17 protein-coding genes are annotated in these 16,791 nt (G+C 35.8%); 11 read left to right on the top strand and 6 right to left on the bottom strand.

Annotated features, from left to right (window positions below; translation table 11 throughout):
- Positions 1–10 precede the first annotated feature (10 nt).
- Both LC040_06410 and LC040_06415 read left to right on the top strand, forming a co-directional pair.
- Positions 11–454, top strand: a complete 444-nt coding sequence (locus LC040_06410; protein ID WLR52526.1) for a GNAT family N-acetyltransferase — start codon at positions 11–13, stop codon at positions 452–454.
- A 365-nt stretch (positions 455–819) separates the two neighbouring features.
- Positions 820–1,341 (top strand): hypothetical protein, encoded by a 522-nt coding sequence (locus tag LC040_06415; GenBank protein ID WLR52527.1) that lies wholly within the window; start codon positions 820–822, stop codon positions 1,339–1,341.
- Between the two features lie 119 nt (positions 1,342–1,460).
- Here LC040_06415 and LC040_06420 read toward each other — a convergent pair whose 3' ends face one another.
- Positions 1,461–2,150, bottom strand: a complete 690-nt coding sequence (locus tag LC040_06420; GenBank protein ID WLR52528.1) for a hypothetical protein — start codon at positions 2,148–2,150, stop codon at positions 1,461–1,463.
- A 169-nt stretch (positions 2,151–2,319) separates the two neighbouring features.
- Between LC040_06420 and LC040_06425 the strand changes: the two genes are divergently transcribed.
- The gene (locus tag LC040_06425; GenBank protein WLR52529.1) at positions 2,320–3,267 is read left to right on the top strand and encodes a stalk domain-containing protein; all 948 of its coding nucleotides are present in this window, start codon (positions 2,320–2,322) and stop codon (positions 3,265–3,267) included.
- A 151-nt stretch (positions 3,268–3,418) separates the two neighbouring features.
- Here LC040_06425 and LC040_06430 read toward each other — a convergent pair whose 3' ends face one another.
- On the bottom strand, positions 3,419–3,892 hold the full coding sequence (locus tag LC040_06430) for a hypothetical protein (GenBank protein WLR52530.1): 474 nt from the start codon (positions 3,890–3,892) through the stop codon (positions 3,419–3,421).
- A 116-nt stretch (positions 3,893–4,008) separates the two neighbouring features.
- Between LC040_06430 and LC040_06435 the strand changes: the two genes are divergently transcribed.
- From LC040_06435 to LC040_06465, 7 genes are all read left to right on the top strand, one after another.
- Positions 4,009–4,296, top strand: coding sequence for a hypothetical protein (locus tag LC040_06435; protein ID WLR52531.1), 288 nt, complete (start codon positions 4,009–4,011; stop codon positions 4,294–4,296).
- A gap of 806 nt (positions 4,297–5,102) precedes the next feature.
- A complete protein-coding gene (locus LC040_06440) occupies positions 5,103–6,605 on the top strand; it encodes a malate:quinone oxidoreductase (protein WLR52532.1) in 1,503 nt (500 codons plus the stop codon).
- Between the two features lie 212 nt (positions 6,606–6,817).
- Positions 6,818–7,264 carry a MaoC/PaaZ C-terminal domain-containing protein gene (locus LC040_06445; GenBank protein ID WLR52533.1) on the top strand — a complete coding sequence of 149 codons (447 nt, stop codon included), beginning with the start codon at positions 6,818–6,820 and terminating at the stop codon, positions 7,262–7,264.
- Between the two features lie 119 nt (positions 7,265–7,383).
- Positions 7,384–7,746 (top strand): group 1 truncated hemoglobin, encoded by a 363-nt coding sequence (locus tag LC040_06450; GenBank protein WLR52534.1) that lies wholly within the window; start codon positions 7,384–7,386, stop codon positions 7,744–7,746.
- A 181-nt stretch (positions 7,747–7,927) separates the two neighbouring features.
- Positions 7,928–9,076, top strand: coding sequence for an iron-containing alcohol dehydrogenase (locus tag LC040_06455; GenBank protein WLR52535.1), 1,149 nt, complete (start codon positions 7,928–7,930; stop codon positions 9,074–9,076).
- A 52-nt stretch (positions 9,077–9,128) separates the two neighbouring features.
- Positions 9,129–10,742: an ATP-binding protein gene (locus tag LC040_06460; protein ID WLR53213.1), complete on the top strand. Its 1,614-nt coding sequence runs from the start codon at positions 9,129–9,131 to the stop codon at positions 10,740–10,742.
- Between the two features lie 13 nt (positions 10,743–10,755).
- Positions 10,756–12,225: a sigma-54 dependent transcriptional regulator gene (locus tag LC040_06465; GenBank protein WLR52536.1), complete on the top strand. Its 1,470-nt coding sequence runs from the start codon at positions 10,756–10,758 to the stop codon at positions 12,223–12,225.
- A gap of 26 nt (positions 12,226–12,251) precedes the next feature.
- On the opposite strand, the gene LC040_06470 is transcribed toward LC040_06465, so the two are convergent.
- From LC040_06470 to LC040_06480, 3 genes are all read right to left on the bottom strand, one after another.
- Positions 12,252–12,908 carry a carboxymuconolactone decarboxylase family protein gene (locus LC040_06470; GenBank protein WLR52537.1) on the bottom strand — a complete coding sequence of 219 codons (657 nt, stop codon included), beginning with the start codon at positions 12,906–12,908 and terminating at the stop codon, positions 12,252–12,254.
- A gap of 82 nt (positions 12,909–12,990) precedes the next feature.
- Positions 12,991–14,010 carry an alcohol dehydrogenase AdhP gene (gene adhP / locus LC040_06475; GenBank protein WLR53214.1) on the bottom strand — a complete coding sequence of 340 codons (1,020 nt, stop codon included), beginning with the start codon at positions 14,008–14,010 and terminating at the stop codon, positions 12,991–12,993.
- Positions 14,011–14,335: 325 nt separating this feature from the next.
- Positions 14,336–15,490 carry a D-alanyl-D-alanine carboxypeptidase family protein gene (locus LC040_06480; GenBank protein ID WLR52538.1) on the bottom strand — a complete coding sequence of 385 codons (1,155 nt, stop codon included), beginning with the start codon at positions 15,488–15,490 and terminating at the stop codon, positions 14,336–14,338.
- Between the two features lie 205 nt (positions 15,491–15,695).
- Here LC040_06480 and LC040_06485 point away from each other — a divergent pair, with 205 nt between their 5' ends.
- Positions 15,696–15,962, top strand: a complete 267-nt coding sequence (locus tag LC040_06485) for a 2Fe-2S iron-sulfur cluster-binding protein (protein WLR52539.1) — start codon at positions 15,696–15,698, stop codon at positions 15,960–15,962.
- Positions 15,963–16,055: 93 nt separating this feature from the next.
- Here LC040_06485 and lexA read toward each other — a convergent pair whose 3' ends face one another.
- Positions 16,056–16,679 carry a transcriptional repressor LexA gene (gene lexA / locus LC040_06490; GenBank protein ID WLR52540.1) on the bottom strand — a complete coding sequence of 208 codons (624 nt, stop codon included), beginning with the start codon at positions 16,677–16,679 and terminating at the stop codon, positions 16,056–16,058.
- Between the last annotated feature and the right edge of the window lie 112 nt (positions 16,680–16,791).

Consider the following 16,791-nt stretch of genomic DNA (forward strand, 5'->3'; position numbering starts at 1 on the left):
GAGAACGTATATGGAAACATATCAAGCTACAATTGAGGATCTAGAAGGGGTAACAAATTTGTTTAATATGTATCGGGTGTTTTATGAACAGCCTTCAGATTTAGAAGGTGCAAAGAGTTACATAAAAGAACGCTTGGAAAGAAAGGATTCAGTCATATTTGTAGTTAAACATCAACAAGAGTACTTAGGCTTTACCCAGCTCTATCCTACTTTCTCATCAATATCTATGAAAAGAGCATGGACCTTAAACGATTTGTATGTAGATGTGAAGTCTAGAAAACAAGGAATTGGAGAGATTCTGCTGCAAAAAGCAAAAGATTATGCCGTTGAAACCCGAGCGTGTAGTATAAACCTTAGTACAGCTCCTGACAACTACAATGCTCAGAGGCTATACGAGAAAAATGGATACAAACGTGATGAACAGTTTTATCATTATGAATTGAATGTTAATTAAACCTAAATAAATTGGTAGTTAATTTAACACCTACTTGGGGCGTATCAATCAATGAGCGGATACGCCTTTTTATATAGCTTAAAGTCAGGTGGTGATAGTATGTTTAAGAAAAGCATCAGGCTCCCTTTAATTTATTTTATAGGATCAATCATTTGCCAAATAGTCCTAAAAGGTAAAGTTAAGTGGCTAGATAGTATCGGAGTCTGTTTTATGATGTTCTTGTTTATTCTGTTATACGAATGGTCGAAAATCCCATATAGGTGGAAGGGTAAATAATTAGTAAGTAAATTTTATACTGAAGCTAATTGCAACAGAATGTTTGAGGGAGGTAATGGTTTTAAAATTTATACGCGGAGGAGAAATAGTTGCAAAAAAAATATAAAATCATAAACTATACTCTTGTTTTGTTTTTAATAATCTCGCTTTGTTTTAATTTTTATCTATATAAAGAAAAACAACACTTTATGGCTCAGGTCGGAGCAGAAAATCAATTAACAGTAAGAAAGACTATGAATAAGCTTAATGAGACTAGTGTTGACTTTTGGGTTTCCAGATTACAAAAAGAAAAGGGCGATGTTTATTTAGAAAGACACTTAGGGGAACTCAGACAATTAAGTAAAGAGTTTCACAGGATGAGTGGAGAAATGTCGGCGATTGGGATGTTAATAGATGACATAATAAACAGTTATTCTGGGTTAATGAATAAAAAACATGGTGAAGAGGTTGAGGGATATAAAAAAGAGATAGAAGAAAAAAGCAAGCTTATAAACAGGATATTAACTCAAATCGATTCTCACCTCGGTGAAAATGAAAAATTATGGTACAAAGAACTGTCAGGTTTTCAAACAGAAACTCAAAAGGATGTTTGGGAAGAATTTAAAGAATAAAAAATCAAAATAAATAATAACTGCACAATTGTAAACGACAAGAATTGCTACAAGCTGAATTAGGATTAAACCCTTAATAATCCTTGAGCTCAATTAGCTAAGAAGCTAATTGAGCGAGTTCACTCGGTTATAAGGGTTTCTATGTTTGCTGAATGAACCGCATCTGACTCGGGAATATAAAGGTACCTGTAGTTTGTAAACTCAGCTTTAATGTTTAAAGCATTTGAGTCATCAATCATTTTACTCTTATCAGCCAACGAATCTATGAGCTTGTTAGGGTTATTAATCATAAAAACAATAGCTCCTTTTTCCAAATCCTTAATTGTTTTCGGTATTTTTGCAAGATATCCTGGTTGAACTCTAAATAAATAATTACCACTGGCTTTTGAAACAAAGACGTCCCCCTTCATAATGAATTTTCCTTTAAATGTAATATCAATTTTGCTTTCTGAATCGCTATCGTTAATATTTTCAACTGTTAAATCACTTATTTTTTCACCTTTTGTGATTTGTTTTGGGTTAAAAATACCAAAGTTGTTATTGCTAACGTTATTTTCTAACAACTCTTTAATCACCTTTTGATAGTAAGAGATTTCATTATCTAAATGCTGGACTCTAGCATGTAAAGCTTCTCTGTTAGAACGGTTTTTTTCATTCGTATTTACTCTTAAGTCATTTAATTCTCGTTTTAATTCTTTGTTTTCTCGAGTTAACTCAGCAATGGATTTTACCGTTTTATCCTGATTGCAGCCTGTAAAAGTTAAGGTTAATAATAGGGATAGATATAACAGTAACATCCTATTAATCACATAAATCACCTCCGATATATTTCCAATATAATAAGCGTACATTAATTATAATATTATGTAAATATTGGAATTTCTATTGTTCAAGGAACTTCATTAAATGTTAATATAAAATGTAAGGATACATAAAAATGGTTTTTATGTAATTTTTTTATTTTGTAGGAGGGCTTAGATGAAAAAAATTCTATTATCAATGCTATTTGTTTTTAGTCTGTTTTGTAGTAATTCAACAGTGTCAGCTAAGACAATTAATGATACTGCCTACGTTGAAATCAATGTAAACGGTAAATTTATTCAAACAGATGCTAAGCCTTATTTTAAAGAACAACGTTTGTTGATTCCTATTCGAAGTCTTTCATCTATGAATCTTTCTTACCTTTGGGATAATTCTTCTAAAACTGCCATTATACAAAATAAGATGGGAGATCTATTAGTAATCAAGAACAACAGTCAACAAGCGTATAAAAATAATCATAAAATTGAAATGGATGTTGCCACTAAATTACAAAATGGTCGAGTGTTTGTTCCTATTCGGTTTGTTACTGAAAAATTGGGTTATCATGTGCGATATGAAAGTATTCGTAATATGGTGTTTATTACGTCAGAAGACTATAAATTTAATAAAGATGCTTTAAATCAAGATGATAGCGTGTTAGCGCGTAGAGCTGCAATTTCTTTACCTTTAAATTTGGATTTTAAGCCGCTTGAAAGTGATAGTTTATACCATGAATATATCTTTCGAGTCGGCGAGACGAAAAAATATGTATACTATAATGGAAATATAGGTACTATAGTTGAAATTGAAGATGGAAGAGCTGTTGTGCAAGGCCAATTTGATTTTGGTGAAAGAATGAATGAAGAATTTGATCAAATCGCTGGCAAAATGACAAAGAAGAGTGTCCAGGACCCTTTTTTGGAAACTTATTTTCGGATTAAAAATGGAATCGAAGGTTATAAAGAAAATCGCGGTGAGGGAATGATGACAGCATACTATGAATACGAGCGTGGTACCATGTATGACACAATACCTCTTGAGGGGGTACATACTAACATTATCCAAGGTTATAAGGACCTTGAATTAGAAGGTCCTAAAAAATATAGAAACTATACTAATAATTGAGGTATAAGGCAAAAAAGTTCGTCTGCAAAAAAATCAAAGGATGTATTAAGACTCCCAGTTTAAAAGAGAGTAAAAAACATCATGGCATGTTTCATTAATGATGAATCGAACTCTTCAATTAAAGTGGTGTTATTTGATTAGATACGGAGGATTATCCATTCTCCTGTCGTATTAACTGCTCTAATAACATTGAAATTTCTTCATGCTTTGATTGGATATAATAGACGTTCCAAATAACTACACTAATCAACCCGAGGACATACAACAATGTATATGCTTTATATGTAATAAATTTAGTTAATATCGAATTGAAAAAACGTTTCCATAATAGCAACCCACCCATAATAAATATCGGAATGATCAAACGGTACTGGGTGTTCCAATATTCCTTTAGATGGTGGTTTTTCATCGAAAATGTTAAAGCTTGATTCATCTGCTTATCATTCATTTTAATCGGTTTCATTTCTGGAGATGTCTTATCTAGATTTACGTATAGTATCCGTTCGTTTTTATCATAACTAGTCTTATACGCACCTGGATAAAAAGCTTGTTCAGAGATAGTAAATATAGAAAACAATGAAAAAACCAATAATAAAAGGAGTCCAAACAAAACTTTCTTATTCATTTCTTCTTCGCTCCTTTTTATGGAATAATATACCTTTATGGTGAATTATCTCCTTGATTTTGTCAATGAAGATACACTTGAGTAGGGGTTAGAGAATCGAAAGGAGTTTTTCATATATGCCAAAAACTTTATCAGGAAGATTGTCTGCAATCATATTAGCAGCTTTTGTTATTCAGTTTATTCTTTTTATCATTTCCCTCTTTCGCAATGATGGTTTGGGAGCTATACTGAATTTTATTAAAATAGCCCCATATACAGCTTTATTAGGACTTATCTTTGGAGTGATTGGTACTAAAAAAGAAATTGGAAAAAATAAGGTCATCCCCATTTTTGCTTTACTCATAAGTATTGCCTTTGCAGGTATGACGTTGTTCTTTTTGTTTGGTTGGTCCTTTGGAGGTTAAGTATAATCATTAGATACTTTGTTGAAAGAAATAGATTGCTTTTTATCTACTTGTGAATGGTGTCATTTGTAATAAAGCTATAATGTGTATTCAACGCTTTAAGGGTTCAGGAGAAGTGTGAAAAGGTCAACAACTTAAAGGATAATCTAACGAAGGAGAACGTATTTATCCAAGGTTCAATTTCAACTAAAGGGGTTAAATTAGCGCTTTTTATCATTCTAATTACCGGATTCATCGCAAAATGATATTAATTTGAGAAAAAAATTGATTATTTTTTTCTTGACTCAATGAACTGTTTGATATTGAAGAAAAAGTATCTATTACTTTATTCAGTTTCCATTTTTAGAAGTATATTTACAAAACAATATTTTTTATTCTTACTATAGTAAAATATGCATAATAATAAATTTTTATACACGTAAAGCTTATGTTATGATAGGTTAAAACAGCTTTACTGTATCTCTTTATTCGAAAAATATTTTAATAATATAGAAAAAGATATTTTTCAAATTATATGATTTTTTCGTGGTAAAGAAGACTAATATTAGTAAATGCAGAACTTTATCCTTGTTAGAATCTGGGTTGAGACTTTGGGTTTTGCCTATTATTAGCTATTATAAATAGACTTTTCGCACTTTTCACTGGATTTTAAAAACGTTTATAATTATCATATAATAGTAGATAAATTAATCTATTAATACTATGATAGGGTTATAATTAAGACGGAAAAGGTGTATAACTGGGTTGCACCTTACTTGGTGTAACGTCATCTTTTCTGCAAATTTCAGGGGAAAAGGTTGGGAAAAATGAGCAACAGAGAAACTAAAACAGACGTCATTTTAATCGGCGCAGGAATCATGAGTGCGACTTTAGGGACGTTCTTGAAAGAGTTAGCACCCGATTGGAAGATTACAGTGTTTGAGAAGCTCACAAAGCCAGGGGAAGAAAGTTCTAACGAATGGAACAATGCTGGAACAGGACATGCTGCACTATGCGAGCTTAACTACACAAAGGAAAAGTCTGATGGAACTGTTGATATTAGTAAAGCGATTAAAATTAATGAACAGTTTCAGCTTTCAATGCAGTTTTGGTCTTATCTTGTAAAGAGCAAGCTAATCCAAAACCCACAGGACTTTATCATGTCATTGCCTCATATGAGTTTCGTACAAGGGGAAAACAATGTAACATTTTTAAAGAAACGTTTTGAAGCGATGACAAACAATCCGCTATTCAAAGGAATGGATTATTCCGATGATCCGGAAAAGCTGAAGGAATGGCTGCCGCTTATTATGCAAGACCGCGCATCGGATGAACCGATTGCTGCAACAAAAATTGACTCTGGAACAGACGTAAATTTCGGTGCTTTAACGCGCAAGTTATTTAGTCACTTAGAGAGTAATAATGTCAATATAAATTACAACCATACTGTGCATGATATTAAGCGTACTAGTGATGGTTTGTGGGAAGTGAAAGTGCAGGATCACGATGGAAATACGATTGAACACCATACTGCAAAGTTCGTCTTTATTGGAGGCGGTGGCGGAAGCCTGCATTTATTGCAGAAATCCGGTATCCCAGAAGGGAAACATATTGGTGGTTTCCCAGTAAGCGGACTATTTATGGTATGTAAAAATCCAGAGGTTATCGAACAGCACCATGCAAAAGTATATGGAAAAGCAAAGGTTGGGGCTCCACCAATGTCGGTTCCACACCTTGATACAAGATTTATCGACAATAAAAAATCGCTGTTATTTGGACCATTTGCAGGCTTCTCACCAAAGTTCTTAAAAACTGGTTCAATGCTGGATTTAGTAACTTCCGTAAAGCCGAATAATGTTTTAACGATGTTAGCAGCAGGTACAAAAGAAATGTCATTGACAAAATACTTGATTCAACAAGTTATGCTATCGAAAGAGCAACGTATGGAAGAGTTGCGTGATTTTATCCCGAACGCTAAAAGCGAGGATTGGGATTTAGTAGTAGCAGGCCAACGTGTACAAGTTATCAAAGATACTGAAGATGGCGGTAAAGGTACACTTCAATTTGGTACAGAAGTAATTACTGCCGATGATGGCTCAATTGCAGCATTATTAGGTGCTTCTCCAGGTGCTTCTACTGCTGTGCACGTTATGCTTGAAGTAATCAACAAATGCTTCCCAGAACAAATGAAAGAGTGGGAAACAAAAATAAAAGAAATGATTCCTTCTTATGGCATGTCGCTAATGGACAACCCAGAGCTTCTGCAGGAAGTGCATCAATTTACAGATGAAACGCTTAAGTTACGTGAAAAAGAGCTGGCTTTTAGTTAATTATTTGGGAAGAAACAACTTGTTAAAAATAAGGGGTTAAAGAAAAAGGACTAAACTCGGTGAGTTTGGTCCTTTTTCTAATTAAGCAATATGATCGCGCCCGATAAAGTTAAGTTAAAAAATTATTTTATTTGCTTTTATTTTTCAGAAATGTTTGAATTTAATCATGAAGGTAGATTGATATTTTCCTTACATAAAAAGGAGCGAAGTAAATGTATATTGAAGAATTAGAAGTTGGACAAGTATTTAAATTAGAACCAGTCACGGTTTCAGAGGAAGAGGTTTTTAGTTTTGCAGAAAAATATGATCCTCAGCCTATACATATTGATCGTGAATTTGCCAATAATAGTGTCTTTAAGGGAGTAATAGCCTCAGGCTTTCAGACAGTTGCGCTCGTTTGGGAAAAGTGGATAAGGGCTGGCATACATGGTGAAGAAATTATTGGTGGAACAGGGATCGATCATTTACGTTGGCATAAACCTGTCTATCCAAATGACACTCTATATACAGAAGTTAAGGTTTCACAAACAAAAGTATCTTCAAGAGGCAGCAAAGGAACTGTAACTTTTGAGTTTATCATCTACAAACAAAATAATGACATTACAACAACATTTGAGGTTAATGTTATCTTAAAAGCAAAGAATGGTAGTGAAAAATAGTAACAAATTATTGTAGTTAAAACGTTGAATATTAAGTGCCTTTTGCATTCAAATGTGTGAAAGGACTAATTATTGGGTACAGTATTACCAATCAATTGATGAAGGAGTGTTTTATTTTAATGGCACAAACAATTTATGAGAAAATTGGTGGAGAAGAAGCGGTTGCAAAAGTAGTGGACTATTTCTATAATGAGTTGGTTTTGAAGGACCCGTCAGTAAATCACTTTTTTGAAAATACAGACATGGAAAAGCAGCGTCAGCACCAAACAAAGTTTATTAGCTTTGCGTTAGGTGGACCAAATCAATACTCAGGCAAGTCGATGGAAAAGGCCCATGAAGGAATGGATATACAGCCAGCTCAATTTGATGCGATTGCCAAACATCTTCATGATGCACTAGCACACTATGATGTACCTGAAAATGATATTGATGAGGCATTAACGAAAGTCGCTTCATTACGAGAAGATATTATCTATAAATAACTCCTTAAAATGGCTGACTCGAACTGGGTCAGTCATTTTGGTGCGCCTTGATTTTTACTTCTCTCATATCAAGAAGCATTACATAGTTTTCAAGTTACTTATGTTATAATCTTAAACACTATAGGTTTTCAAAATTTGATTAGCTTAATTTCTCTATCAAATTCCAGAAAAGGTGATTAAGGTGCATATTAATAAGTTTGTAACGCCTGAAATTATTTTTGGCAGTAATGCAATTGAACAAACAGGGGATGCATGCAGGCGACTTGGGGCAAAAAAAGTCTTAATCGTTAGTGACCGCGGTGTTATTGAAGCAGGTTGGTTGGAAAGGATTATAGAAAATTGTAAGAATTCTGGCTTAGAGTGGTCGTCATTTTATGAAGTGACGACGAACCCAAAGGATTATGAGGTAGAAAAGGGGAGTCGGATATATATTGAGCAGGAATGTGATGCGATTATAGGGGTAGGCGGAGGAAGTGCTCTTGATGTAGCAAAAGGGATTGCTATTCTTGCGACAAATCAGGTGGAAATTCATCAATACGAAGGCGTCGATAAAATTGAAAAGCCTCTTCCACCTATGGTGATGGTAGCGACAACAGCGGGTTCAGGCTCGGAAGTTTCGCAATTTTCAGTTATTGTAGACAGCAAAAGGAAAAAGAAAATGACGATTGTCTCAAAGACGCTCATCCCTGATATCGCGATTGTTGATCCATATACATTAGTAACGAAAGACCCTTCTCTTACAGCTTCAACAGGAATGGATGTGCTTACTCATGCAATTGAGTCATATGTCAGTATAGCCTCCACATCTTTAACAGATATTCAGGCAGAAAGTGCTCTCACACTTGTAGCTAAAAATTTGAGGCCTTCGGTGGCATCTAAAACAAATAGAAGTGCAAAGGAAGCAATGGCAATGGCAAGCCTACAGGCTGGACTCGCCTTCTCAAATGCCATATTAGGTGCTGCACATGCAATCTCACATGCGATTGGGGGAAGGTTTCCGATGGCTCATGGTGAAATTAACGCGATCTTGCTGCCTCACGTGATGGAATTTAATTTTATCGCAGCCCCTGATAAGTTTAAAAAGATAGCACAACTTATGGGCGTGGATACGCGTTGCATGACAGAAAAGGAAGCAGTAATGCAGGCAATCAATCTCGTTAATGAAATTTCTCGTGATATCGGAGCACCACAATCCTTAAAGGAAATAGGCCTAACAGAAGAACACGTTTCATCAATGAGTGAAATCGCTATTGCCGATGCCTGTATGATTACAAACCCAAGAGATACGACGATTAAGAATGTAAAACAGTTAATCTTAAAGGCGATGTGAAATTTCAAGTTTGGAGTGAGGATGCATTTTGATTCACGATAAAAAGGAAGAAATGATTTCCCGTTTAACTGGAGTTAAGTCGTCGAAGAAAAATTATTACACAGAATTAAAAACAAGCATTGAACAATTAAAAAAGAAAAATTTACAGCTCGAAATTATGAATGAAGTTATGAAAAGCATTAAGGTGGATATGTCGATCGATGCTATTTTAGAAAATGTAGCATTGAAGCTGAAGGCTATTATCAATTTTGACCGATTAAGTCTTTCTCTATTAAACAATGACCATCTTTCTTTAACGTATGTGTACCCTGATACTTCTAAGATTTTAGAGAAGGGTACTAACATCCCGTGTGAAAATTCGATCTATTGGAGTGTTGTTAAAGAAAAAAAACGAAAAGCTCAGTCATTAACTGATTCTTCCTATGCTTCTTTTGAAAAAGAACTCCTTCTCCAATTAAACATCAAAAATGTGCTTGTGTTACCTGTTTATATTAAAAGTAAAGTAATAGGCGTGATAAGCTTTGGGAGAAAAAAAGATGAAGTTTGGGAATCTTCAGACCAGTTGTTTTTAGAGCAGCTTGCAGATCATTTAGCCGTCAGTATTGATAATTCCCGTTTATATAATCAAGTGCTTCAGGGGAAAAAAGAATGGGAAGATACATTTAAAGCAGTAGATGATTTAATTATGATTTTTGATACCGATATGAATGTACTTCAGTATAACCATGCTTTGAACAACTTTTTTGAGTGGCACCAATCTAATTCAGTAATCGATTTTCATTCATCGTTAGGAGTAGAATGTTTAAATTTAGTAAAGAAAACCATTGGTTCAAGGAAGCAAACATACGAAGAGGTCCAGTTTGATAAGAATCGCACATGTGAAATGTATGCTTACCCTGTCCATAATGATGAGATGGAAATGTATGCAGTAATTGTAAATATGAAAGATGTAACGGAAAAACGAAAGATGGAAGTTCAACTGCTGCATTCAGGAAAGTTAGCTGCAATTGGTGAAATGGCGGCAGGGGTTGCCCATGAATTAAATAGTCCGCTTACTGCAATTCTAGGAAACTCCCAGCTGTTGATGCGTTCAACTCCGAAAGAAGAGCATTCTTATATAATGTTGCAGGACATTAAGAACTGTGGAGATCGGTGTAAAAATATAATTAAAAGCTTGCTTACTTTTTCTCGGCAAGATGATTATTCCTTTGATCATTGTTCATTGAATCACGCGGTGGACCAGGTATTAAACTTAGTAAAGTTTCAAATTGAACGAAATCAGATCAAGGTTATGGCTTCTTTAGATGAAAGTTTACCAACTTTCTATGGAAATCAACCTCAAATTGAGCAAGTCATTATAAATCTTCTTATTAATGCGAGAGATGCATTTGAAAGTTTTGAAACAACAGATAAAATGATCGAAATCAGTACTTATCAGGATGAAAAGGCAATCTTTCTTTCAATACGAGATAACGGAATGGGCATTGAGAAGGAACGGTTGAATGAAATTTTCCATCCTTTTCATACAACGAAAGGTTCTAATAAAGGGACGGGGCTCGGCTTGTCAGTTAGTCTAGGAATTGCTAGAGCTCACGGAGGGACGATTGAGGTAAGTAGTGAAGTAGGAAAAGGGAGTCTTTTTGTATTGCGAATTCCACTCAAATAGCAGGGGGGATAAAATGATTCGTCTTCTAATTATTGACGATGAAAGAGAAGTCGGGAATTTTTTGTCCCATTTATTTAGAACAAAAGGCTATGAGTCAACAGTTCTCTACAGTGGGAACGAGTTTGAACACCTAGATTTAACAAAAGACCTCTTCCATCTAGCATTAGTGGATTTAATGCTGCCGGATATAAGTGGACTTGAGATCTTAACAAAGTTAAAAAGGGCACAACCGCAGTGTAAAGTCATTATCATGACAGGACACAGTACGATTCAAACAGCAGTTGAAGCAATCAAGAGGGGAGCCAATGATTATATTGCGAAACCATTTGATGAACTTGATGTCCTAGAGCAGCAAATTGATGACTTTTTAATATCAGATATTTCTGAAACAGAACAAAAGGTTTATCAAATTGCTCAGGATGCTGGGCTGGTCGTTGGAGAAAATCAAGAAATGAAGGATTTATTGAAAACAGCATATAAGGTTTCCAGAAAGAATGTAAATGTACTGATTGAAGGAGAGACAGGTACCGGAAAAGAAGTTTTGTCTCGATTTATTCATGAGGCTAGCCCAAAAAATCAAGAGGCTTTTATCGGAGTAAATTGTGGTGCGATTTCGGAATCACTACTAGAAAGCGAGCTTTTTGGTCATGAAAAAGGCTCATTTACAGGTGCAACACGTGAAAGAAAAGGATTATTTGAAGTGACGAATAATGGAACCTTGTTTTTAGATGAAATCGTTGAAGCGTCACATGCGATTCAAGTAAAGCTTCTTAGAGTTTTAGAGACAGGGGAGTTTATGAGAATTGGCAGTGAGAAGCATATTCGAACCAATGTAAGAGTACTTGCTGCGACAAATGAAAATCTTATGGAAGCAGTTAAAAAGAAGAAGTTCCGAGAAGACTTATTTTATAGATTAAACGTTGTTACCTTGACGATTCCACCCCTGCGTAATCGAAAAGAAGACATACCAGTGTTAGTTGAAATGTTTTTGCAAAAGCATACTGAAAATGAATTAACGTTTTCAGTAGATGCCATGAAAAGGTTACAAAGCTATGACTGGCCAGGAAATGTGCGAGAGCTGATGAATGTATTGACTAGAGCAGTAATGCTAACTGACCCGGAACAGAAAATAATCGTTGCTGAAGACTTACCATTACCAAAAGATTCCTTACCTTCAAGTTTTAAAGTGACAAACAATGAACGGGCTGGTGAGGTTGAGCCTTTATGTGAAATTGAAGAAATGTTGAATACATGTATAGAAGAGATTATAAGTGTCGTGAATAAGGAAGACGAAATTCAACTAGAAAGCGTTCTGAATAGGGTAAAAGGTTTCGAAAAAGAATTAGGAAAAGCATTAATACAAGAGACGTTGCGTGACACACTTGGTAACCGAAAAGAAGCGGCTAAACGATTGAACATTTCTATTCGTAAGCTTCGTTATTTGTTAAATGAAAAAACATACTCTCCAAAAGAATCATCATGATTTTTAAGGAGGGTATGTCGACTTCGTTACGAATCATATGATTGAAGGGCATTTACCCCATGGGCAAGTGCAGAACCTGCTTTTAGAGCAGTGGATACAAAAACAGCCTCGCCTATTTCTTCTTTTGTTGCCCCGAACTTTTTGGCCCTCTTTGTATGCAAATCAATACAATAGGGACAACCGGTTGTGTGGGCTGAAGCGACGGCAATTAATTCTTTTTCTTTTGTAGAAAGACTACCTGGTTTAATGGATAATTGATCGAATTGAACAAAAGAAGAAAAGGGTGGTTTATTAAGGTCAGCAAATTCTTTCAATCTATCGAAATAAGATTGTTTGTATAAGATTTCTCTTTCTGTGTCATCATACGAGTTTAGGGCATTCACTCCGTGCGCAAGTGCGGAACCTGCTTTTAAAGAAGTAGCGACCATGATAGCCTCCGACATTTCTTCCTTTGTGCCGCCTTTCTTTTTGAACTGGTTAACATGGAGCTCAATACAATAGGGACATCCAGTAATGTGAGCAATAGCAATGGCGATACATTCTTTAAACTTAGCTGACAAAACTCCTTCTGTTAAGCTAAGCTCATTAAAGGATACAAATGCTTGAAATATCTCAGGAGCTAACTCCATAAATTCATCAAGTGGCTCTAAATTACTTTTCTTATATAATACTTCATTGGTCATAATCTCCACCTCCAAAAATGAAAAAGGGAGAACAAATATATACGGTTCTCCCTTTCCTTCGTTTTACTTTTGAAAGTAAGGCTTAGTCATCTAACGTTAAAACGACGCGACCGTTTATTTTTCCTTGTTCCATTCTGTCAAAAATACTATTAATATTATCAAGGGAATCGGTAGAGATATTTGTTTTCACTTTCCCCTCTGCTGCGAATGCAATAGCCTCTTGTAAGTCTTTTCTCGTTCCGACGATGGAGCCTTTTACTGTAACTCCGTTTAGAACCGTATCAAAAATTGGAATTGGTAGTTCATCGTTAGGGAGTCCGACAACAACGAGGGTACCTCCGCGTTTCACTGAACCATAAGCTTGTTCAAACGCTTTCTTATTCACAGCAACACTTACCGCAGCTTGGACACCCCCAACCTTTTCTTTTATGTCATTAATCGGATCTGTCTTCATAGCATTCACGGTAAGGTCTGCGCCTAATGTTGTAGCAAGTTCTAGCTTATCGTCTTGAATGTCTACGGCGACCACATTGAATCCCATGGCTTTCGCATATTGTAGTGCAACATGTCCAAGTCCGCCTATGCCATAAATAGCGACCCAGTCACCAGCTTTTGCATCACTTACTTTTAAGGCTTTATAAGTTGTAACCCCAGCACAAAAGATGGGAGAAATTTCAGCGAGGTCCACTCCATCAGGTATTTTTACGACATATTTAGCAGGTGCTTTACAGTATTCTGCATAACCGCCGTCAACAGAATACCCTGCATTTAATTGGTCTGGGCAAAGTGTTTCACGTCCTGTTAAACAATATTCACATTCACCGCAAGCGGAGTATAACCATGGGATCCCAACCTTATCTCCAACTTTAATTGAACTAGTTACTCCTTCTGCAACTTCTTCAACAATTCCAACACCTTCATGACCAGGTATTAATGGAAGCTTTGGCTTGACTGGCCAATCTCCATGGGCTGCATGTAGGTCTGTATGACACACCCCGCACGCTTTGATTTTGACAAGTATTTCTCCGTATTCAAGCTCAGGAACAGGGACCTCTTTAATTTCAAGCTCTTGCTTAAATTCATTGACCACTGCTGCTTTCATTGTTTTTGGGCGTACTTGATTTGTTGTGTTGTTTTCAAATTTTGTTGTTTCCATTGTAATTCTCCTCTCCTTATTTTTTCACCCTTATACATGCAAATAATGTGCCAATAGTGGAAATATTGCGAATAAAGCGCTTGCATAATAGAAAGAAATTAATTTGGCCAAATTTTCGGCAGCATAGAACGAAAAAACGTTAAGTTTGCCGAGTTCTTGTTGTTTGTACTGAGCAGATTAGAGATGAAATGAGTTGGACTGTAGGGCGAAGTGGGGAAGATGTATGAAGGGCTGGCCAGAATATGCTGACCAGCCCTTCAAGAGGATTCTATTATTTTCTAAATCTTTGTCGAAGAATAGCAAAGCTGCTTAAAAGGAGAAGTGCTGTAATCAGCAGCCACATGGAAGAATTCTTTTGGAAAAGGTCCTTTGTCTCATCTTCTTCCATACTAGAGGAGTGATTACTTGCTTCTTCGTTTACTTCTTGTAAATCAAAGGATTGAATAACGTCTCCTTCGCCGTCTTTGATTTGTAAGGTTCCATCATTCTTTATATTTAAATCAATGACATCATTTAAAAGGTGTGTGAAAAATAATTGTTTGGTTGCTTGAAACTTCTCAGTACCAATTTCAAATATTTTACCTGCCTCTATACTGTCTCGTTGAAAGTGATTAAATCCATAATCTAATAGCTTCGTTGTGTCATCATAGGCATCTTTATTTGTTCTGCTGTTTAGAGTAATCACGATAAGGCTTAGGTCATCCCTTTTCGCAGACGTTGCAAGCGTATATCCTGATTCGTTTACAAACCCTGTTTTGCCTCCTGTTATCCCTTCATAAGGAATTTCTCCTCTTAATAATTTATGGTGAGTAAGAAGGGTCGTATCCCACGTTTTGCCGTTCCATTTTAATTTCTTTGTACCGAATATTTCTTTGAACGTCTCATTTTTTAAAGCATACTGTGTAATTTTTGCAAGGTCTTTTGCTGTTGTTTGATGTTCTGGGTCATAAAGACCGTGCGGGTTTTGAAAATGTGTATGCTTCACCTTGATTTTTTCTTTTAGATAGTTATTTATATCAGTAGAAAAGGTCTTAAGATTACCACTTAAATGCTCAGCAATTGCAACGCCAGCATCATTGCCTGAATTAATGAGGAGCCCTTGTATAAGTTTTCTAAGGGTGACTTGTTCGCCTTTTTCAAGATAGACTTTTGTCCCGTCTGTATTCCTTGCCTTCTCACTTACGGTTACAATAACGTTTAAATTGCCATTTTCGATCGCATAGATCGCTGTTGCCATCTTCGTTAAGCTTGCCGGATACATCGATGCATCTGCATTTTTTTCAAAAAGAATGGCACCTGTTTTAGCATCGATCATAACGGCAGCTTTACTTTTAATCGTTGGAGGAGCGGCTTTTCCGTATGCAGTAGAAGAAACAAAGAGATTTATTATGATTAGCGTTACCAATAAAAATGAATTTTTCAACATATTAACACCTGCTGTTAAATTACTTATTTTTGTTAAACACTTTTAATACAATGTTAACAAAAAAATTTGCAGGGCTATATAAGTAATATCTTCTATGGATAAAAGAGACAGTTTTATTGAAGTTTAGTTGGGTTTGTTATTTGCCCATTCTCTGCATATACTAGAAAGAATCGACTATCAATTAATGAGAAAGGAATGAGTTGATATGAGTGAAATGAAAATTCAAGTGAAACAAAATAATGAAGTGTTTCAAATTATCCCTGTTAAAGGTCAGTCACTACTTGCCTCAGCATTTGAACAAAATGTCCCTCTTGATTATAAGTGTCAAAAAGGGAATTGTACCCGATGTCGAGTAGAGGTGTTAAGCGGTAAGGAATTATGTAACGAGCCGACACCAAAGGAATACGAAAAATTAGAGGCAGAGCTTCAATATGGTTATCGCTTGGCTTGTCAAACCGTACCTGTGAAGTAAGCAGGGTATACATATTAATGTGAAAAAGCACCGTTCCCTACTACAAGTAGAGAGCGGTGCTTCCTTTTCTTTGAAACTTTGAAATAACTAGTTTTAATGAATAGCCCGGTATACGCCGATTACTTTACCGAGAATCATGACATTCCGAAGAATAATTGGTTCCATAGAAGAGTTCTCCGGCTGTAGACGGATATAATCTTTTTCTTTAAAGAAACGCTTAACCGTTGCTTCATCTTCTTCTGTCATCGCTACGACAATTTCTCCATTGTTTGCATGCTGCTGCTTACGAACAATGACTAAGTCGCCGTCATAAATACCAGCTTCAATCATACTTTCTCCGACAACAGTTAGGATAAAGACATCATCATCTGTGGGAACAAAACGTTCAGGAAGAGGTACATATTCTTCAATATTCTCGATTGCAGATATTGGATTACCAGCCGTTACTTTACCGATAATTGGGACATTTACTGTCTCGCTTCGTGGAATTCGTTCTGCAAACTCATCTTCAAGAATTTCGATGGCTCTTGGCTTTGTCGGGTCACGCCGAATAAGACCTTTCTTTTCTAGTCGAGCTAAATGTCCATGAACGGTAGAACTTGAAGCTAAGCCGACAGCTTGACCAATTTCGCGTACAGATGGTGGGTATCCTTTATTTTGTACCTCTTGTTTAATGTAATCGAGGATTTCTTGTTGCCGCTTTGAGATTTTTGGCATTCTTGTATCGCACCTCATTTCAACGTTGATTTGTGTCATATTATAGCAAACTTTTTTTAATGATACAAACATAAGTTCGAAAAAACCCTTGACGGAAACAATTGTTCGCACT

Source organism: Bacillus tianshenii (assembly GCA_020524525.2).
GTDB lineage: Bacteria > Bacillota > Bacilli > Bacillales > Bacillaceae_N > Bacillus_AV.